The 20128-nt window shown below is 59.4% G+C and carries 20 protein-coding genes; 14 read left to right on the top strand and 6 right to left on the bottom strand.

The features are described from left to right. Positions 1–8 precede the first annotated feature (8 nt). The 3 genes from tauB to tauD all read left to right on the top strand — a co-directional run bounded on the left by tauB (position 9) and on the right by tauD (position 2620). Complete coding sequence (gene tauB / locus C7534_RS06295) at positions 9–803, top strand: taurine ABC transporter ATP-binding subunit (protein ID WP_109785295.1); 795 nt, start codon at positions 9–11, stop codon at positions 801–803. Next, complete coding sequence (gene tauC / locus C7534_RS06290; RefSeq protein WP_077432247.1) at positions 800–1633, top strand: taurine ABC transporter permease TauC; 834 nt, start codon at positions 800–802, stop codon at positions 1631–1633. The genes tauB and tauC overlap by 4 nt, the downstream gene beginning before the upstream one ends. A gap of 144 nt (positions 1634–1777) precedes the next feature. Further along, positions 1778–2620, top strand: coding sequence for a taurine dioxygenase (gene tauD / locus C7534_RS06285; RefSeq protein ID WP_109785294.1), 843 nt, complete (start codon positions 1778–1780; stop codon positions 2618–2620). A 132-nt stretch (positions 2621–2752) separates the two neighbouring features. Here the strand turns inward: tauD and mgrA are convergent, their stop codons facing one another. The 4 genes from mgrA to C7534_RS06265 all read right to left on the bottom strand — a co-directional run bounded on the left by mgrA (position 2753) and on the right by C7534_RS06265 (position 5588). Beyond that, on the bottom strand, positions 2753–3790 hold the full coding sequence (mgrA, locus tag C7534_RS06280) for an L-glyceraldehyde 3-phosphate reductase (RefSeq protein ID WP_109785293.1): 1038 nt from the start codon (positions 3788–3790) through the stop codon (positions 2753–2755). 135 nt (positions 3791–3925) lie between these two features. Further along, positions 3926–4390: a type II toxin-antitoxin system HicB family antitoxin gene (locus tag C7534_RS06275; protein WP_177412223.1), complete on the bottom strand. Its 465-nt coding sequence runs from the start codon at positions 4388–4390 to the stop codon at positions 3926–3928. Further along, positions 4387–4569 carry a type II toxin-antitoxin system HicA family toxin gene (locus C7534_RS06270; RefSeq protein WP_046031318.1) on the bottom strand — a complete coding sequence of 61 codons (183 nt, stop codon included), beginning with the start codon at positions 4567–4569 and terminating at the stop codon, positions 4387–4389. Before C7534_RS06270 ends, C7534_RS06275 begins: the two co-directional genes overlap by 4 nt. Before the next feature lie 128 nt (positions 4570–4697). Then, complete coding sequence (locus C7534_RS06265; protein WP_109785292.1) at positions 4698–5588, bottom strand: LysR family transcriptional regulator; 891 nt, start codon at positions 5586–5588, stop codon at positions 4698–4700. Positions 5589–5710: 122 nt separating this feature from the next. On the opposite strand from C7534_RS06265, the gene C7534_RS06260 reads away from it, so the two are divergent. Beyond that, positions 5711–6445 carry an SDR family oxidoreductase gene (locus tag C7534_RS06260; protein ID WP_046031320.1) on the top strand — a complete coding sequence of 245 codons (735 nt, stop codon included), beginning with the start codon at positions 5711–5713 and terminating at the stop codon, positions 6443–6445. A gap of 138 nt (positions 6446–6583) precedes the next feature. After that, the gene (locus C7534_RS06255; protein WP_046031321.1) at positions 6584–6844 is read left to right on the top strand and encodes a hypothetical protein; all 261 of its coding nucleotides are present in this window, start codon (positions 6584–6586) and stop codon (positions 6842–6844) included. 27 nt (positions 6845–6871) lie between these two features. Here the strand turns inward: C7534_RS06255 and betT are convergent, their stop codons facing one another. Both betT and epsC read right to left on the bottom strand, forming a co-directional pair. Next, complete coding sequence (gene betT, locus C7534_RS06250; RefSeq protein ID WP_109785291.1) at positions 6872–8833, bottom strand: choline transporter BetT; 1962 nt, start codon at positions 8831–8833, stop codon at positions 6872–6874. Between the two features lie 312 nt (positions 8834–9145). Continuing rightward, a complete protein-coding gene (epsC, locus tag C7534_RS06245) occupies positions 9146–10072 on the bottom strand; it encodes a serine O-acetyltransferase EpsC (protein WP_046031323.1) in 927 nt (308 codons plus the stop codon). Positions 10073–10264: 192 nt separating this feature from the next. On the opposite strand from epsC, the gene C7534_RS06240 reads away from it, so the two are divergent. From C7534_RS06240 to C7534_RS06195, 9 genes are all read left to right on the top strand, one after another. After that, the gene (locus tag C7534_RS06240) at positions 10265–11257 is read left to right on the top strand and encodes a D-cysteine desulfhydrase (protein WP_046031324.1); all 993 of its coding nucleotides are present in this window, start codon (positions 10265–10267) and stop codon (positions 11255–11257) included. A gap of 315 nt (positions 11258–11572) precedes the next feature. Then, complete coding sequence (gene tcyJ / locus C7534_RS06230) at positions 11573–12373, top strand: cystine ABC transporter substrate-binding protein (protein WP_046031325.1); 801 nt, start codon at positions 11573–11575, stop codon at positions 12371–12373. Next, on the top strand, positions 12373–13038 hold the full coding sequence (gene tcyL / locus C7534_RS06225; RefSeq protein ID WP_046031326.1) for a cystine ABC transporter permease: 666 nt from the start codon (positions 12373–12375) through the stop codon (positions 13036–13038). Before tcyJ ends, tcyL begins: the two co-directional genes overlap by 1 nt. Before the next feature lie 4 nt (positions 13039–13042). After that, complete coding sequence (gene tcyN, locus C7534_RS06220) at positions 13043–13798, top strand: L-cystine ABC transporter ATP-binding protein TcyN (protein WP_077432246.1); 756 nt, start codon at positions 13043–13045, stop codon at positions 13796–13798. 480 nt (positions 13799–14278) lie between these two features. Further along, the gene (locus C7534_RS06215) at positions 14279–15043 is read left to right on the top strand and encodes a hypothetical protein (RefSeq protein ID WP_077432245.1); all 765 of its coding nucleotides are present in this window, start codon (positions 14279–14281) and stop codon (positions 15041–15043) included. Positions 15044–15341: 298 nt separating this feature from the next. Then, entirely contained in the window at positions 15342–16583 is a 1242-nt protein-coding gene (locus C7534_RS06210; RefSeq protein ID WP_046031329.1) for an SfnB family sulfur acquisition oxidoreductase, read from the top strand. Between the two features lie 40 nt (positions 16584–16623). Continuing rightward, complete coding sequence (locus tag C7534_RS06205; RefSeq protein WP_109785289.1) at positions 16624–17817, top strand: SfnB family sulfur acquisition oxidoreductase; 1194 nt, start codon at positions 16624–16626, stop codon at positions 17815–17817. Further along, positions 17817–19175 carry an LLM class flavin-dependent oxidoreductase gene (locus tag C7534_RS06200; protein WP_109785288.1) on the top strand — a complete coding sequence of 453 codons (1359 nt, stop codon included), beginning with the start codon at positions 17817–17819 and terminating at the stop codon, positions 19173–19175. Before C7534_RS06205 ends, C7534_RS06200 begins: the two co-directional genes overlap by 1 nt. Positions 19176–19317: 142 nt before the next feature. Next, complete coding sequence (locus C7534_RS06195) at positions 19318–20127, top strand: MetQ/NlpA family ABC transporter substrate-binding protein (protein ID WP_109785287.1); 810 nt, start codon at positions 19318–19320, stop codon at positions 20125–20127. The last annotated feature ends 1 nt before the right edge of the window (position 20128 follow it).

The following is a 20128-nucleotide window of genomic DNA, read 5'->3' as shown; positions in this document are numbered from 1 at the left end:
TAACCGCAATGGCCTTGCTACAGCTGGAGCGCATCAGCGCACAGTACCCCGGTAGTCCGGAACCGGTACTGGCGGATATTTCCCTGAGCCTGGGGCCCCAGCAGTTGCTGGTTGCCCTCGGCCCGTCCGGCAGTGGCAAGACTTCGCTGTTGAACCTGATCGCCGGTTTTGTCGAGCCCAGTGCCGGGCGCATTGCCCTCGACGGCGTGCCGGTCAAGGGCCCGAGTGCCGAACGCGGCGTGGTGTTTCAGGACGACGCGTTACTGCCTTGGCAGGACGTATTGGCCAACGTCGGTTTCGGTCTGGAGCTGGCGGGCGTTCCTCGGGACAAACGTGAAACCCGCGCGAAGGAAATGCTCGCGCTGGTCGACCTTACCGGTTTCGAAAACCGTCGCATCTGGCAGCTCTCGGGCGGCCAGAAGCAGCGTGTCGGCCTTGCCCGCGCATTAGCCGCCGACCCTCGCGTCTTGCTCATGGACGAGCCCTTCGGCGCTCTCGACGCCTTCACCCGCGAACAGATGCAGGAGCTGTTGCTGCAAGTCTGGCGACGTACCGCCAAGCCGGTGTTCCTGATTACCCACGACATTGAAGAAGCAGTCTTCCTCGCGACAGACCTGATTCTGCTGGCGCCCAATCCTGGGCAAATCGTCGAGCGCCTGAGCCTGGATTTCGGCCAACGTTATGCGGCCGGCGAGTCGGCGCGGGCGATCAAATCCGACCCGCGCTTTATCGAAACCCGCGAACACGTGCTCGCCAAAGTATTCTCCCAACGCAGCGCCGCCCAGCGGCAGGAGCGCGCATGAGCAGCTATGAAATTCCGGCCGTGACGGTGAAACCGAGTTCGACGGTGATTCCGGTTCGTCGCAGTTTGAGCACCCGCTGGATCAGCGTGCTGACACTGGTGGCGCTCGTGATCCTCTGGTGGGCCGTCACGGCCACGGGGATGATCGAACCGTTGTTCCTGCCGCCACCATCCGCCGTGCTGCAAAAGGGTTGGCTGCTGGCGACTTCCGGCTACATGGATTCGACGTTGTGGCAGCATTTGGGCGCGAGCCTGAGCCGTATCGGCCTGGGCCTCGGCTTTGCCGTGCTGACCGCTGTGCCGGTGGGGATCGCCATCGGCCACAACCGCATCGCTCGCGGCATTCTCGATCCGCTGATCGAGTTCTACCGCCCGATTCCACCGTTGGCGTATCTGCCGCTGATCGTGATCTGGTGCGGCATCGGTGAGTTGTCGAAAGTCTTGCTGATCTACCTGGCGATTTTCGCCCCGATTGCCATCGCTACCGCGACCGGTGTGCGCACTGTCGACCCAGCCAAGTTGCGTGCAGCGCAGTCGCTGGGTGCAACCCGCGCGCAGTTGATTCGTCATGTGATTCTGCCGAGTGCCTTGCCGGATATTCTGACCGGCGTGCGCATTGGCCTGGGCGTGGGTTGGTCGACCCTGGTCGCCGCCGAATTGATCGCCGCCACTAGCGGTTTGGGCTTCATGGTGCAGTCGGCCGCGCAGTTCCTGGTCACCGATGTGGTGGTGCTGGGGATTCTGGTGATTGCCCTGATCGCCTTCGCCATGGAAATGGGCCTGCGCGCCCTGCAACGCAAACTGGTGCCGTGGCATGGCCAGGCCCATTGAAAATCGCCTTTTGAAAACCCTTGCAGGAGTGAGCCTGCTCGCGATTGCAGAGTGTCAGACAACGATGTTGTGAATGACACACCGCTATCGCGAGCAGGCTCACTCCTACAAATGCTCGACACCACGAATTTGAAGAGAACCACCATGAGCTACCTGACCATCGTCCCCCTCAGTTCTGCCCTCGGTGCGCAAATCAGCGGCGTCGATACCAGCCAGCCACTGAACCTGGAACAGCGCGATGCCATTGAGCAAGCGCTGCTCAAGCATCAAGTGCTGTTCTTCCGCGACCAGCCGATCACGCCGCAGCAGCAGGCACGATTCGCCGCCCATTTCGGCGACCTGCACATTCACCCGATCTACCCCAACGTACCGGAACAACCGGAAGTGTTGATCCTCGACACTGCCGTCACCGACGTGCGCGACAACGCGATCTGGCACACCGATGTGACCTTCCTGCCGACCCCGGCCATGGGCGCAGTACTCAGCGCCAAGTTGCTGCCGGAGTTTGGCGGTGACACGTTGTGGGCCAGTGGGATTGCGGCGTATGAAGCATTGTCCGCGCCGATGAAGTCCTTGCTCGAAGGGCTGACCGCCACCCACGATTTCACCCGTTCGTTCCCGCTTGAGCGTTATGGCAATACGCCCGAAGCGCTGGCCCAGTGGGAAGAGGCACGACGCAAGAATCCGCCCTTGTCGCACCCGGTCATTCGTACACACCCGGTGAGCGGGCGGCGCTCGCTGTTCGTCAATGAAGGATTCACGTCGAAGATCAACGAACTGTCGGACACCGAGAGCGAAGCGGTTCTGAAGTTCTTGTTCGCCCATGCCACACGGCCGGAATTTACCATTCGCTGGCGCTGGCAGAAGGATGATGTGGCGTTCTGGGATAACCGCGTGACCCAGCATTACGCGGTGGATGACTACCGCCCGGCGCGGCGGGTGATGCAGCGGGCGACGGTGTTGGGGGATGTGCCGTTTTTTCGGTAACCCCTGAAACCCGATCATTCCCACGCTCTGCGTGGGAATGCAGCCCGGGACGCTCCGCGTCCCCTCCAAAGCCGAACGCGGAGCGTCCGCTGAGACATTCCCACGCGGAGCGTGGGAACGATCAGTGCTCGCTCACTCAGCAGTTGAAGGCTTCTCCCAAAGATTGATCCCACCCTCTTGGGCGAACCGATCAATCTCCGCCAGTTCTTCCGCGCTGAAGCTCAAATTTTTCAACGCCCCGACGTTCTCGATAATCTGCTCCGGCCGGCTAGCACCGATCAACGCCGAGGTCACCCGAGGGTCGCGCAATGTCCAGGCCAACGCCAATTGCGCCAGACTTTGCCCACGACGCCTGGCGATTTCATTGAGCCCACGCACATGGGCGATGTTGGCTTCGGACAGGTGCGACGACTGCAACGAACCACCCCCCGGACGATTGACCCGCGCATCCTTCGGAATGCCGTTGAGGTATTTGTCGGTCAACAGGCCCTGCGCCAATGGGGTGAAAGCAATCACGCCGGTGCCGAGTTCGTCGGTGACTTCCAGCAGGTCCTTTTCCACCCAACGGTTGAGCAGGTTGTACGCCGGCTGATGAATCAGCAGCGGCACTTTCCACTCTTTCAACAGCGCCGCCATCTCACGGGTTTTCACCCCGGAATAGGACGAGATGCCGATGTACAACGCCTTGCCTTGTTGTACAGCGGTCGCCAGTGCACTGGCGGTTTCTTCCAGTGGTGTGTCCGGGTCAAAGCGGTGCGAGTAGAAAATGTCCACATAGTCCAGGCCCAGCCGTTGCAGGCTCTGATCCAGGCTGGCCAGCACGTATTTGCGCGAACCACCGCCCTGCCCGTAAGGACCGGGCCACATGTCCCAGCCAGCCTTGCTGGAGATGATCAGCTCATCGCGATACTGCTTGAAGTCTTCACGCAGCAATCGGCCGAAATTGATCTCGGCACTGCCGTACGGCGGGCCGTAGTTATTGGCCAGGTCAAAGTGATTGATGCCCAGGTCGAACGCCGTGCGCAACAACGAACGCTGGGTGTCGATCGGCGTGCTGTCGCCGAAGTTGTGCCACAGGCCCAGCGACAACGCCGGCAATACCAGACCGCTGCGCCCCACGCGGCGGTAAGGGATGGAGTCGTATCGGTTTTCGGCAGCGGTGTAGGTCATCGAATCCTCTCTTGTCGGTCTTGAATGTGGTATCGACTGCTTCGCAAGCGGCCAAGCATACGCCCGGACAAGCGCCGATAAACCTCGGACTCGAGAAAATGCTGAAACGTTTCACATATTTCGATTCATAAACGTTTACGCCGACAATTCTCTCAGCGCAGCAGCCGCCAAAAATCCCGATCTTGAGCTATATCGCCGGTCGCGGCTGACTGTCTGGTCGATACGCTCAAGCAACTGTTCAGGCAACGTGGCATTGAAGCGCACTGATTTGCCGAAATAAGGCGTGATATCAAACTCGACCACTCCCCACACACCGCCCGCGTAATCCGGGTTATCGAGGTGAGCATCGATTTCACGCACCTGCGGCAGCGGATCACCATCGGCCACCAGACCTTCATAGTGCAAAGACAACGCTTCTTTTACGTTTTCAAATGCCTGCGCCACAGTACCGCCTGCGGAGAAGCAGCCCGGTACGTCCGGGATAATCACTCCGTATTCTGAGTCGGCATCCTTATGCAGAACGACCGGGAATTTCATTTCGGTAAGTCCTTCCTGTGATGTGGCCTCATCGAGGCTCGCGTTTCCGACGTCGGGCCTCATTTCAGACCCGCCTGTTTCAATATGCTGTTGATCGTCCCTTTTGGAAGATCCGAATCAGGGTGCTTGATCGTTACCCTGCCTGACTTATACAAATGCTTGTACTGATGGTGGCTGCCTTTTACGGCCACCAGATACCAACCATCCTCCTCGATCATCCTGATCATTTCCCGACTTCGCATCACCTTCGTCCTTGTGGGCAGCATCTGCCGAGCACATTACGCGATGACCGCAAGACTTATACACACGATACACACTCTGATAAATATTAGCGGAATGCAAGCCGGTCAGAGTGACCGTAGACCACCGGCTACCCCGCCCCCGCAAACACCTCCCCCAACCAATCCACAAACACCCGGACCCGTGGCGACATGTGTCGGTTGTGCGGATACAACACGGAGACCGGCATCGCCGGTGGCGGTATATCTGTGAGGACTTCCTGCACCAGTCCTTGGGCAATCTGCGTTTCCATCCGGTAATGCGGGCACTGGATCAGCCCCAATCCGGCAATCGCCGAGGCGGCGTAGATTTCCGCGCCGAACACTGAAAGCGCGCCGTCAATGGCGACTTCCTTGATCTCGCCGTCCACTCTGAATTCAAACGGAAACAGCTTGCCCGTGGTGCGCGAAACGTAGTTCACCGCACGGTGATGCTTGAGGTCTTCGAGGGTTTTCGGTTCGCCGTATTTGCGTAAGTACGCGGGGCTGGCGCAGGTGATCTGGCGCAGGTTGGCGATGCGTTTACCGACCAGTGCCGAATCCGTCAGCGTACCCGCGCGCAGCACGCAGTCGACGCCTTCGGCGATCAAGTCGACAAAGCGGTCGGATTCGCTGATGGACAGGTCGATCTCCGGGTAGCGCTCCATGAATTGCGGCAACGCGGGGATCACAAAATTTTTAGCCAGCGTGCCGTGCAGGTCGACCCGTAATCGGCCTTTCGGCGCGCAACCGCGAAACGCCAGCTCGGCCTCTTCCAGCTCCGCCAACAGTTGCACGCAGCGCAAGTAGTACGCCTCGCCGTCCAGGGTCGCACGCACCTTGCGCGTACTGCGCTCCAGCAACCGTGTGCCTAGCCAGGCTTCGAACTGGTTCAGGGTGTGAGTCAACGTTGCGCGGGGCAGGTTCAAGTCTTCGGCCGCCAGGGTGAAGCTGCTGCGCTCGTAGATCCGCACGAACACCTTCATCGCTTTGACTTGATCCACGTGAGCCTCCGATTGTTGGCGATTATTGAACAGTCAAGGCAACTCTCGTGCATTTATCGGCCTGAGTAAACATGTGAAATTGGCCTCACACCCAGCAACCCACCTCATCAGGATTCAACGCCATGACTCACCAAAAAGTTGCCATCGTCACCGGCGCCTCGCGCGGCATCGGCGCAGTGATCGCCAAACAACTGGCCAGCGACGGTTTTGCCGTCGCCATCAATTACGCCAGCAGCGCCACTGAAGCCTCAAGGCTGGTTGTGGAATTGCGTCAGGCCGGTCATCAAGCCATAGCGATCAAGGCTGATGTAGCCAGCGCCGACGACGTGCGCCGGATGTTCGACGAGACTGAGGCGCAATTGGGCAAGGTCGATGTGCTGATCAACAACGCTGGCATCCTCAAGGTCATGCCCTTGGCGCAGCACACGGATGAACTGTTCGAGCAGACCTTCAACATCCACGCGCGCGGCACGTTCAACACGTTGCGCGAAGCGGCGACGCGCTTGAACGGTGGCGGACGGATCATCAATTTTTCCAGCAGCACCGTCGGCCTTAACTTGCCGGGTTATGCGGTGTACATCGCCAGCAAAGCGGCGGTGGAGTCGCTGACCCAAGTGTTCGCCAAGGAAATGCGCGGGCGCAGCATCACCGTCAATGCCGTGGCACCTGGGCCGGTGGCCACCGAGTTGTTTTTGCAGGGCAAGAGTGAGGAGCAGATTCAGAACTTCGCCAAGATGCCGCCGCTGGAGCGCTTGGGTCAGCCTGAAGACATTGCTCGTGTTGTGTCGTTTCTGGCGGGGCCGGATTCGGGCTGGGTCAACGGGCAGATTTTGCGGGCCAATGGTGGGTTGGTTTAACTAAGCTCACACTGACACTGCAGCGACGCTAATCGCGAGCAGGCTCGCTCCTACAGGGATCGCGGTGATCCTTGTAGGAGTGAGCCTGCTCGCGATAGCGGTTTATCAGGCGACACACAACGACCAGGTGAGCTCACCATGCACACAGCAATCATCATCACCTTCGGCCTGGCCCTCCTCGCCCTGATGCTGTTCATCGGCGAAAAAATCGGCTTCAGCCGCCAGACACTGATCTACAGCTTTGTGATCCTGTGGCTGGCGCTGACGGTGATCAACGGTGCCGTTGGCGTGGTCACGGCCGGCCAGCCCTTGAGTTCAGAGCTGGTGATCGGCACGGTGGTGTTCAGTGTGCCGGTGGCGGCGTTGGTGCTGTTCATGGTGATGAGCGCCGAGGCCTGATAAAGCCCCGGCGCCTGTCCGTCTGGATCAACGCACCAAGTGCAGGAATTGCAGGTGCCGTTCGTACTGATCGAGGATGTCGTTGATGATCTGGTCCTTGGTGTAACCCACCAGATCGTAGTCCTGGCTGCCTTCGCTCAAATGCACTTCGGCCCGGTAATAACGCCGGTTGTTGATTTGCTTGGACCCCATGCCGCCTCGGGCGAAAGACGGTGTGAAATAACCGCGCATCTGCACCTGATAGATAAACGGATGCTGTTCACCGTGACCGATTTCCAGGCTGACGCTGTCGTTGACCGGGTCCGGTTGCGTGATCACGTTCAAACCCTTTTCGACAAACACCGCCGACACTTCCTCGATCGCCGGCCGCACCGTCGTATCCAGAAAACGATACACCTCATCGCGCGACGGGAAGTGCACCGCCTGGCTCAAACGCTGTCGCCAGCCACCCTTGCCACGCCTTGACCCGGAAACCGGTGCCAGCGAATGCAGTTGCGCGATCTGTTTCTGGGACTCCAGATAAAACGCCTTGTGCAGACCCCACATCATCAATAGCAAGATCAACGAAAACGGCAGCGAGGTCAGCACCACTGCTGACTTCAGCGCATCGATGCTGCCGGAGAACAACAGCGCGCTGGTCACCAATGCCGTCATCGCGCCCCAGAACACCCGCAGCCATTTCGGCCCGTCTTCATCCGGGTTGCCGCCCTTGGCGGACAACGTCGACAGCACCACGGTGCCGGAGTCGGCCGAGGTGACGAAGAATACGAAGCTGATGAACACCGTGACGGCAATCACGGTTTTGCTCCACGGGTAGGTTTCCAGTAGCAAATAAAGCGTCATTGACGGGTTGTCGATGGCCGACATGCCGAGCGCGCTCATGCCGTGGTTGAGCACTTGATCGATGGCGCTGTTGCCGAAGATCGACATCCACGCCAGGGTGAAACCAAGCGGAATCAGCAGCACGCCGAAGACAAATTCACGGATGGTGCGGCCACGGGAAATCCGCGCGATGAACAGGCCCACGAACGGCGACCATGCAATCCACCAGGCCCAGTAGAACACCGTCCAGCCGCCGAGCCAGTCGCTCGGTTTGTCGTAGGCGTACAGGTCGAAACTCTTCATCGGCAAGGCGCCGAGGTAGTCGCCCAGGTTCTGGATCAGCGTGTTGAGCAAGTGCTGCGTGGGGCCGGCGAACAACACGAACAGCAGCAGCGCGCAGGCCAGCAGCATGTTGATGTCGGACATCACCCGCACGCCTTTATCGACGCCGGAGACCGCAACGATGATCGCGGCGCCCATCATCAGCGTGATCAGGCCGACCTGAATCCACTGGGTGTGGGCAATGCCAAACAGGTAGTCCAGCCCTGAGTTGAGGTGCAGTACGCCGAAGCCCATGTCGGCGCCAAGACCGAACACCGTGGCGATGATGCCGAACCCGTCCACCGCATAACCGATGGGGCCGTTGATGCGCTTGCCGATCAGCGGATACAACGCCGAACGCAGGGCCAGCGGCAGGTTGTGCCGGTAGGCGAAGTAGGCCAGCGCCATGCCGACAAAAGCGAACACGCCCCAGCCGTGCAGGCCCCAGTGCAGAAACAGAATCTGCATCGCCTGACGTGCCGCGTCCGCCGTACCGGCCTCGCCTTGTGGCGGCTGGAGCATGTGGGTCAGCGGTTCGGACACGCAAAAGAAAAACAGCGTGATGCTGATCCCTGCGGCGAACAGCATGCCGGCCCAGGACAGGTAACTGAATTCGGGTTCGTCGTGGTCGGCACCGAGCTTTATCTTGCCGTAGCCGGACAAGGCGGTGACCACCACGAAGACCAGATACAGGGTCATCGCGAGCATGTAATACCAGCCGACCGTGTTGGCCGCCCAGTTTTGCGCCGCCAGCAACCAGGCACCGGCCTGTTCGGGCATGGCGATAACAACGATGCCGAACAACAGAATGAAGCTCGCCGAGAAGTAAAAAACCGGCGGATTCATGCGGATCAAACCGCTGGGAGGGACGATGCACTCATGAAACGTGCACCGCGAAGGGATTGAACATGGCTGTAGAAATCGGACTCAGCAAAGGCAAGCCTCCTGTTGTGAGCGGGCCGCGAACGGCCGGTTTAACTTGAATGAACGTTCAAGTTAAACATGGATAGGCTGCTAAGGACTAATCGCAAGGCTCGGCGGTACTGTTCGTACGCTAGCTCAAGGAGGGGTAAGAGGAGGGTTTTTGAGGATGAACTGGAACGCGGAGCGTCCCTTGAGGCATTCCCACGCAGAGCGTGGGAATGATCCGTTGTAGGTTTATTTCTGCGTCCCGTCATCGTGTTGAAGATTGGCCTGTGTCAAGTTGCAGCCCGCCGGCACGCTGCGGGTCAGCCAGACGTTGCCACCGATGGTCGAGCCCTTGCCAATCGTGATCCGCCCCAGAATCGTCGCCCCGGCATAGATGACCACGTCATCTTCAACAATCGGGTGCCGTGGATGGCCCTTCTGCAATTGACCGTCCTCATCGGACGGGAAGCGCTTGGCGCCCAGGGTGACCGCCTGATAAATCCGCACGCGCTCACCAATAATCGCGGTTTCGCCGATCACCACGCCGGTCCCGTGATCGATAAAGAAGCTGCGACCGATCTGCGCCCCAGGGTGAATGTCGATACCGGTGGCCGAGTGGGCGATTTCCGAGCTGATCCGCGCCAGCAACGGCAAACCGGCGCGATACAAATGGTGGGCCAGGCGATGGTGAATCACCGCCAGAATGCCCGGATAGCACAGCAACACTTCATCGACACTGCGCGCCGCCGGGTCGCCGTGATAGGCCGCCAGCACATCGGTATCCAGCAAACTGCGCAGCCCCGGCAAGGCGAGCGCGAAGTCCTGAATGATCTGAATGGTCTTGGCTTCGATGTCAGAGTCGGCCTGCTGACTGTGGCGGGCGGCATAGCGCAATTCGAGTCGAGCCTGAGCCAGCAGCGCGTTCAACGCCACATCTAGGGTGTGGCCAACGTAGAAGTCTTCACTCTCTTCGCGCAAATCCACCGGCCCCAACCGCATCGGGAACAACGCCCCGCACAGCGCCTCAAGAATGTCCGCCATGGCCGCCCGCGAAGGCAATTCGCGACCGCCCTGCTCTGTGCTGGCGCGGCCATTTTGTGCGCGCCACTGATCACGCGCCGCGCGCAGTTGGCTGACGATGGTCTGCAGTTGCCAATGACTGGAACGCTCGCTCACGGTAAAAAACTCCTCACAGGCGGCCGGACAGTCTGGCCGCATTAACGGCCATTACTTTACGGCAAGGTCTTGAGGTCGAATTAAGAACCAATTGTGCAGAGTTAAGAATCTTTGGCTATAAGCGATTGGCGGTTGCCCAGGCAAATGGGCGTGCCTATAGTCCTGACAATCTTTCTGCGCCAGTACGGACCCATGATCAAACAACAGCTCGCTCGCTTTAACCGTCTCGATTTACTCGGCCACCCCACTGCCCTGGAAAAACTTGAACGCTTGTCGACCTGGCTGGGCCGCGATGTGTACGTCAAACGCGATGACCTGACGCCACTGGCCATGGGCGGCAACAAGCTGCGCAAGCTCGAATACCTCGCCGCCGATGCCCTGGCACAAGGCGCCGACACGCTCATCACCGCGGGGGCGCTGCAATCCAACCATGTGCGCCAGACCGCCGCCATTGCCGCCAAACTGGGCCTGGGTTGCGTTGCGCTGCTGGAAAACCCGCTGGGCACCGACGACGCCAACTACATCGGTAACGGCAATCGTCTGTTGCTGGACCTGTTCGATGCCAAGGTCGAGTTGGTCGAAAACCTCGACAACGCCGATGAGCAATTGGAGGCATTGGCCACACGACTGCGCAATAACGGCAAAAATCCTTATCTGGTGCCGATAGGCGGCTCGAATGCGCTGGGCGCATTGGGTTACGTGCGCGCCGGCCTGGAACTGGCCGAGCAGATCAAGGACACCGGGCTACAATTTGCTGCCGTGGTCCTGGCCTCCGGCAGCGCCGGCACCCACAGCGGTTTGGCGTTGGCGCTGAGTGAAGCACTGCCGGATTTGCCAGTGATTGGTGTCACGGTTTCCCGTAGCGATGAAGACCAGCGCCCGAAGGTGCAGGGCCTGGCCGAGCGTACCGCCGAGTTGTTGGGCGTGAAGTTGCCGGCGAGCTTCAAGGTCGAGTTGTGGGACGAGTATTTCGCACCGCGCTATGGCGAGCCGAATGCCGGGACACTGGCAGCGGTGAAGCTACTGGCCAGTCAGGAAGGTTTGCTGCTCGACCCGGTGTATACCGGTAAGGCCATGGCCGGGTTGCTGGACGGCATCGGTCGCCAGCGATTCGATGAAGGACCGATTATCTTTTTGCACACCGGTGGGGCTCCGGCGTTGTTTGCCTACAAGGATTTTCTCTAACCGAGACGCTGACTGATCGCTCCCTCGCCCTGCGTGGGAGTGCAGCCCGTGACGCTCTGCGTCACTGGACGCGGAGCGTCCCTTGAGGCGTTCCCACGTGGAGCGTGGGAACGATCCAATCTTATATGCAATTTAAGAATATAAAATACAGCATTGAGTATTTTCAATTCTATAGGCGTCATCATATAGTCACGCCGCAGGCGAATTTGTAGCAAGACGCATATGCTGCTTTAGGGCAGGATATTGCAGTCGTTCAATTCCCGAATTTGCCAACTTTCCTAATGCGTCTTCCATAAGAAAACACAGGGGCTTGTCATGAATTTTTCCGCACTACGTCGTAACCTGCTGGTAGGTTCACTGGGCCTGGCGCTGAGCGCTGGTCTGCTGGGGCAAGCAGTTGCCGGTGAGCAACTGCAAAAAATCAAAGACGCTGGCGTTATCAACGTCGGCCTGGAAGGCACTTACCCACCGTTCAGCTTCGTCGACGCCGACGGCAAACTGTCCGGCTTCGAAGTCGAATTCTCCGAAGCCCTGGCCAAAGAGCTGGGCGTGAAGGTCAAGCTGCAACCCACCAAATGGGACGGCATCCTCGCGGCGCTGGAATCCAAGCGTCTGGACGCCGTCATCAACCAGGTGACCATCTCTGAAGAGCGCAAGAAGAAGTACGACTTCTCCGAGCCGTACACCGTTTCCGGGATTCAGGCGCTGGTGCTGACGAAGAAGGCCGCCGATCTGAACATCAAGTCCGCCGCTGACCTGGCTGGCAAGAAAGTCGGCGTTGGCCTGGGCACCAACTACGAAGAGTGGGTGAAAACCAATGTGCCAAAGGCTGACATCCGCACCTACGAAGATGACCCAACCAAGTTCCAGGACCTGCGTGTCGGGCGCATCGACGTCATTCTGATCGACCGTCTGGCCGCTCTGGAGTACGCCAAGAAAGCCAAGGACACCTCCGCCGCCGGCGACGCGTTCTCTCGCCAGGAAGCCGGCATCGCCCTGCGCAAAGGCGAACCTGAGTTGCTGGCCGCTGTGAACAAGGCCATCGACAAACTGCGCGCCGACGGCACCCTGAAAAAGCTCTCGGAAAAATACTTCAACGCTGACGTCACTCAATAATGGAAGAAGCTTTCCAACTCGCACTGGATTCCGTGCCCTTTCTACTCAAGGGCGCGTACTACACAGTGATCCTCAGCCTGGGCGGAATGTTTTTCGGCCTGCTGATGGGTTTCGGCCTGGCACTGATGCGCCTGTCGCGCTTCAAGCTGGTGAGCTGGATTGCCCGCATCTACGTGTCGTTCTTTCGCGGCACGCCGTTGCTGGTGCAACTGTTCGTGATCTATTACGGCTTGCCGCAATTGGGCATCGAACTTGATCCGCTGCCAGCGGCCCTGATCGGCTTCTCGCTGAACATGGCCGCCTATGCCTGCGAAATCCTGCGTGCCGCGATCAGCTCCATCGAGCGCGGCCAATGGGAAGCCGCCGCGAGTATCGGCATGACCCGTGCGCAAACCCTGCGCCGGGCCATCCTGCCGCAGGCGATGCGCACGGCCTTGCCGCCGTTGGGCAACAGCTTCATTTCGCTGGTCAAGGACACGGCGCTGGCCGCTACCATCCAGGTGCCGGAACTGTTCCGTCAGGCGCAGCTGATTACCGCCCGCACCTTTGAAATTTTCACCATGTATCTTGCCGCCGCGCTGATCTACTGGGTTCTGGCCACGGTGCTGTCGCACCTCCAAAACCAGTTGGAAGCACGGGTCAATCGGCACGACCAGGAGTCCTGACCCAATGATTGTCGTGGAAAAACTGACAAAGCAGTTCAAGGGTCAAGTGGTGCTCAATGGCATCGATCTGGAAGTGAAGGAAGGCGAGGTCGTGGCGATCATCGGGCCCAGTGGCTCGGGTAAAACCACGTTCCTGCGTTGCCTGAATTTTCTGGAAGAGCCGAGCAGCGGCCGGATCAAGGTCGGTGATATCGAGATCGATGGCAGCCGTCCACTGAACCAGCAGCAAGGCCTGGTGCGACGCTTGCGTCAACACGTGGGTTTCGTGTTCCAGAACTTCAACCTGTTCCCGCATCGCACTGCGCTGGAAAACGTCATCGAAGGCCCGATCATCGTCAAGAAGATCCCGCAGGCCGAAGCCATTGCCCTGGGCAAAAAGCTCTTGGCCAAGGTGGGGCTGGCGGGCAAGGAAGATGCTTACCCGCGACGCCTTTCCGGGGGTCAGCAACAGCGTGTGGCGATTGCCCGTGCGCTGGCGATGGAACCGGAAGTGATCCTGTTCGATGAGCCGACCTCGGCGCTCGACCCGGAACTGGTCGGTGAAGTGTTGGCGACCATCCGCGGCCTGGCCGAGGAGAAGCGCACCATGGTCATCGTCACTCACGAAATGGGCTTTGCCCGGGACGTGGCCAATCGCGTGGTGTTTTTCGACAAGGGCGTGATCGTCGAGCAAGGCGAATCAAAAGCGTTGTTTGCCAACCCGAAAGAAGAACGGACAAAACAGTTCCTCAGCAAGTTTCTGAACAACGCCCACTCCTGAGTCGCGCGCAACTACTTGTTAACTTCCATGGACGGAAGTAACAACTACCCCAGCGACACCCCCCTTCTAAGCTACTTTTCCAGCTCACACTTTAGATAATTCATCCAACACTTTGTGCGGTACATATATATGTCCTGCAACAGATCTTTCCCGCCTGGAATTCGTTTATATCGACGCTGCGACTTTTGACCGTTGCCCGCCCTCACGCGCCTTCAAACCGTGGTCATATTCGACGAAGCGCTGACGCTTATTAACTTCACCACGTAGGATTATTCTGAATAACAAGTTATCCAGCACTTAACTAGCCAGCTCTATTGACACCTATTCAAGCGCACTCTTATCTAGTCACCAACAGGCGCCAACTTTCGCACTCAATCATTATTTAACGGCCCAATAATGAGCCGTTATGTTGCTGGGTAATGCACGCCTTTTGATCTTTCAGAAACGGAACTTCGCTGCAAGGCTTCAAGGAGAAACCCCATGACAAGCACTTCGAACACACCCGAACTTGCGGCCCCGACCCTGGCGCAATCGCACAAGGCCGGCGTCAACATGATCTCGGCGGCTCACCTCATGATCGACATCGCACCCTACTCCCGCATGGACGCAGGCGACCTTATCGAACTGTTCTGGAACAACTGCTACGTCGCCTCCAGGGTGCTGACTGCCGACGACAGCGGCAACGTGATCAGCCTGCGAGTGCCGCAAAGTTTCATCGCTAACGGCTGCGCACGCATCCACTACAAGGTCATGCAGGTCGGGCAAGACCCGGCGTTGTCACCGGCCACCCGCGTCCAGATCAAACTGGATGGCCCTGGCGGCCCGCACTCCGCCCAGGGCGGCGACGAAAACCAAAACCTTGCACCCGTCGGCATCCCCGAGACTATCCGCCGCCAAGGAGTCAATCCGAATCAGATCAAACGCGGCGTCCCGTTGACCATCGAGCCTTACCTGAACATGGCCATCGACGACGAAATCACCCTGCGTTGGGGCGATGTGCGCATGGACCTGCCCCGGCTCAAGGCGGACGAAGTAGGCCAGCCGATTCAGGTGTGGGTGCCGCCGGCGATCATTCTCGAAGCGGGTGAAGACCTGCGGCTGGAAGTGACGTATTGCATCCTCGACCACGTGGGCAATAACTCACGCTGGGCGCCACCGCGCTGGCTGAAGATCGGCTGCGCGAATCCGTATCTGAAGGTGCCGCCCAAGGACATGTTGATGGCCGCTGAACCCCGAAAACGCTGATCTCTCTGTGGCACTGGGCGATCTCGATCCTGTAGCAGCTGGCGAAGCCTGCTGCTACAGGGGTATGCGCACACTCATCAAATGGGTGTATGCCACCCCTTCTATGTATATTCCTAAAAGTTAGTTTATTAATTTTTTATACACGCTTAGGGTATATGCACCGGACCACCGGACATTCTTGTTTTTATTCGTCGCCACCACGCGGCGATCCCATGAGATGTGAGGTAGGTATGGTCCGGAACACAATCACCCCAGTGCAGATCGCCAGGGCATTGCGTGCAGCCAAGGAGCGGCACTGATGTCCAGTCTGGCAGAAGCCCACGTTCAGAGTGATCTGGACATCGCCCCGTTGTTGTTGCCCGCACAGGTCCTGCGCAACGATGCTCAAGCCATCGAAGCCGCCCATGAGCTGGCGCAAGTCGCCCGTCTGCACGCGGCCAAACGTGACCGGCAGCGCAAGTTGCCCTGGTCGGAAATCGAACAGTTCACCCGCAGCGGATTGGGCAGCATTGCCATCCCGCGTGAATACGGTGGCCCACAGGTTTCGTTCGTCACCCTGGCCGAAGTCTTCGCGATCATTTCCGCAGCAGACCCGGCACTGGGACAGATCCCGCAAAACCAGTTCGGCATTCTCAACCTGGTGCTTGGCAGCGCCACTGAAGCGCAGAAAAAGCAGCTGTTCAAAAGCGTGCTCGACGGCTGGCGCATCGGCAATGCAGGGCCTGAACGCGGCACTAAAAACACCCTGGAGCTCAAGGCGCGCATTACCGCCGACGGCGACGGCTTTGTCCTCAATGGCCAGAAGTTTTACTCCACGGGCGCGCTGTTCGCCCACTGGGTCGCAGTCAAGGCGCTGAACGATGACGGCAAGCAAGTGCTGGCCTTTGTCCGTCGTGGCACCCCGGGGCTGCGCATCGTTGATGACTGGTCGGGCTTCGGTCAGCGCACCACTGCCAGCGGCACTATTTTGCTCAACAACGTGCGGGTCGATGCCGAGCTGGTGGTGGATAACTGGAAGATCAACGATAAGCCGAATATTCAGGGCGCCGTGTCGCAACTGATTCAAGCCGCCATCGACGCCGGGATTGCCCGGGGCGCCATCGATGATGCCATCGACTTCGTGAAAACCCGCGCCCGTCCGTGGATCGACGCCAAGGTCGAACGGGCCAGCGATGACCTGTATGTGATCGCAGACATCGGCAAGTTGAAAATCGAGCTGCACGCCGCCGAAGCGTTGCTGCGCAAGGCCGGGCAAGTGCTTGACCAGGTCAACGCCGCCCCCCTCACCCCCGAGTCTGCCGCCCGCGCTTCGATTGCCGTGGCCGAAGCCAAAGTGCTGACCACCGAGATCTCGCTGCTGGCCAGCGAAAAGCTTTTCGAACTGGCCGGCAGCCGCGCCACCCTCGCCGAATTCAACCTCGACCGCCACTGGCGCAACGCCCGCGTGCACACGCTGCACGACCCCGTGCGCTGGAAATATCACGCCGTCGGCACCTATCACCTCAACGGCACCTTGCCGGCGCGGCATTCCTGGATCTGACGACCAGCACCCTTTTTTGACCAGATCTCTGGAGAAACACATGACTTATTCTCACCACGTCGCGGTCATCACCAGCGACGAGCAAGCCCTGGTCGTCGCCAGCGATCTGGCCGAAGACTTCAAACGCGACAGTGCCCTGCGCGACCGCGAACGCCGACTGCCGCACCCGGAACTGGAAGTGTTTTCCCGCTCGGGCCTGTGGGGCATCAGCGTGCCAAAGGAGTACGGCGGCGCCGGGGTTTCCAACGTGACGCTGGCCAAGGTGATCGCCTTGATTGCCCAGGCTGACGGCTCGCTCGGGCAAATCCCGCAGAATCATTTTTATGCCCTCGAAGTGCTGCGCGTGAACGGCAGCCATGCGCAGAAAAAACGCTTGTACGCCGAGGTATTGGCCGGCCAGCGCTTCGGCAATGCGCTCGCCGAGCTCGGCACAAAAACCGCGCACGAGCGCATCACCAGCCTCAAGCGTGACGGCGACGGTTATCGCATCAGCGGTCGCAAGTTCTACGCGACCGGCGCCATTTACGCGCAACGCATTCCCACTTCGGTGGTGGATGAAAACGGCGTGCAGCAACTGGCGTTCGTCCCGCGCGATAGCCAAGGCCTGACGGTCATCGACGACTGGAGCGGCTTTGGCCAACGCACCACCGGCAGCGGTTCGGTGGTGTTCGAAGACGTGTATGTGGCGGCCGAGGACGTGATCCCCTTTCAAAGCGCGTTCGAACGCCCGACCACCGTCGGGCCGTTGGCGCAGATTCTTCACGCGGCCATCGACACCGGTATCGCCCGCGCGGCGTATGAAGACGCGCTGCATTTTGTCCGGACCAAAACCCGCCCGTGGATCGACGCCACCCACGAAAAAGCCACTGACGACCCGCTGACCCTCAAAAGCTTCGGCCACTTGAGCATTCGCTTGCATGCGGCTGAAGCCCTGCTGGAACGCGCCGGTGAATTCCTCGACATCGCTCAAACCGCAACTAACGCCGAAACCGTCGCCGCCGCCTCGATTGCCGTCGCCGAAGCCCGGGCCATCAGTACCGAGATTTCCCTCGCCGCCGGCAGCACGCTGTTTGAACTGGCCGGCAGCCAAGCCACCTTGATCGAACATGGGCTGGATCGACACTGGCGCAACGCCCGCGTGCACACCCTGCACGACCCGGTGCGCTGGAAATATCACGCAGTGGGCAACTACTACCTCAACGATGAAAACCCTCCGCTACGAGGGACCATCTGATGGCCGACGCCAAAAAGAAGATCTTGCTCAACGCGTTCAACATGAACTGCGTCGGGCACATCAACCACGGCCTGTGGACCCATCCACGGGACAATTCCACGCAGTACATGACGATCGAATACTGGACGGAGCTGGCGCAATTGCTGGAGCGCGGGCTGTTCGACGGATTGTTCATCGCCGACATCGTCGGCGTGTACGACGTCTACCAGAACTCGGTGGAGGTGCCGCTCAAGGAGTCGATCCAACTGCCGGTCAACGACCCGCTGCTGCTGGTGTCGGCCATGGCGGCGGTAACCAGAAACCTCGGCTTCGGCCTGACCGCCAACCTCACTTACGAACCGCCGTACCTGTTCGCCCGGCGCATGTCGACGCTCGATCACCTGAGCCGCGGCCGGGTCGGCTGGAACATCGTCACCGGCTACCTCGACAGCGCCGCCAAGGCCATGGGCCTGAGCGAGCAGGTGGAACACGACCGTCGTTATGACCAGGCCGATGAATACCTGGAGGTGCTCTACAAACTCTGGGAAGGCAGTTGGGAAAACGGCGCGGTGCTCAACGACCGCGAGCAGCGGATCTATGCCCAACCGGACAAAGTGCACAAGGTCGAGCACAAGGGCGAGTTCTATCAGGTCGAGGGTTATCACCTGTGCGAGCCGTCGCCACAACGTACACCGGTGCTGTTTCAGGCCGGCAGTTCGGATCGCGGTTTGCTGTTCGCCGGTCGGCATGCCGAGTGCGTGTTCATCAGTGGCCAGAACAAACCGTCGACCAAAATCCAGGTGGACAAGGTGCGTGCCAGCGCCGTCGAGGCCGGGCGCAAACCCGAGGACATCAAGGTGTTCATGGGGCTGAACGTGATTGTCGGCGCCACCGAGGAACTCGCCTGGGCCAAGCACGCCGAGTACCTGAGCTACGCCAGTGCCGAGGCTGGCGTGGCGCATTTCTCGGCGTCTACCGGCATCGATTTTTCCGAGTACGCCATCGACGAACCGATCCAGTACGTGAAGAGCAACGCGATTCAGTCGGCGACCAAAAACCTGCAAAACAACGATTGGACCCGGCGCAAATTGCTGGAGCAACACGCGCTCGGTGGCCGCTACATCACGCTGGTGGGTTCGCCTGAACAAGTGGCGGATGAACTGGAATCGTGGATCGCCGAAACCGGTCTGGACGGCTTCAACCTGACACGGATTGTCACGCCGGAAAGCTATGTGGATTTCATTGAGTGGGTGATCCCGGAGCTGCAACGCCGCGGGTCGTACAAGACCGCTTATGACGCGGGCAGCTTGCGCGAAAAACTGTTTCACGCAGAGGCGCTTTTGCCTGAGCAACACACTGGCTCGGCGTTTCGCCGCTAAAAGCATCGCGGGCAAGCCTTGCTCCTACAGATTCAGGGGGGCCTTTTTTATGGGCCACACCCATACCTGTAGGAGCAAAGCTTGCTCGCGATGAGGCCCTACCAAGCACCACAAACTTAATGCACTGACTGGATAACTCATCATGAAAAAGTACGACCTCTCCCACCCAGTCAAAGCACTGGCTCTGGCCCTCGGCCTCTTCAGCTCCATTACCTTCGCCGCCGACGCGCCATTGAAAATCGGCACCACCGCCGCCTTCGCCATCCCCTTGGAGGCCGCCGTCGAAGAAGCCAAAAAACAAGGCCTGCAAGTCGATTTGGTGGAGTTCAGCGACTGGATCGCCCCCAACGTCAGCTTGGCGGCTGGCGACATCGACGTGAACTATTTCCAGCACGTCCCGTTCCTGGAAAACGCCAAGGCCGCCTCGGGTTTTGACCTGGTGCCGTTCGCACCGGGGATCATCAACAACGTCGGCCTCTACTCGAAGAAATACAAAAGTTTCGAGGAGCTCCCGCAAGGCGCCAGCGTCGCCATCGCCAACGACCCGATCAACAGCGGTCGCGGTCTGCAACTGCTGGCCAAGGCAGGGCTGATCACGCTCAAACCGGGCGTGGGCTACAAGGCCACCGAAGACGACATCATCGCCAATCCGAAGAACATCAAAATCCTGCAAGTCGAAGCCGTGCAACTGGTGCGCGCCTACGACGATGCGGATCTGGTCCAGGGCTACCCGGCCTACATCCGTCTGGCGAAGACGTTCGATGCCGGCTCTGCGCTGCTGTTCGACGGCCTCGACCACAAGGAATACGTGATCCAGTTCGTGATCCAGCCCAAGAGTAAAACCGACCCGCGCCTGATCAAATTCGTCGACATTTATCAGCATTCACCGGCCGTTCGTGCCGCACTGGACAAGGCTCACGGCAAGCTCTACCAAGCTGGCTGGGAAAGCTGAG

Source organism: Pseudomonas sp. OV226 (genome assembly GCF_003148705.1).
GTDB lineage: Bacteria > Pseudomonadota > Gammaproteobacteria > Pseudomonadales > Pseudomonadaceae > Aquipseudomonas.
This window is presented reverse-complemented; position numbering and strand designations above follow the sequence as displayed.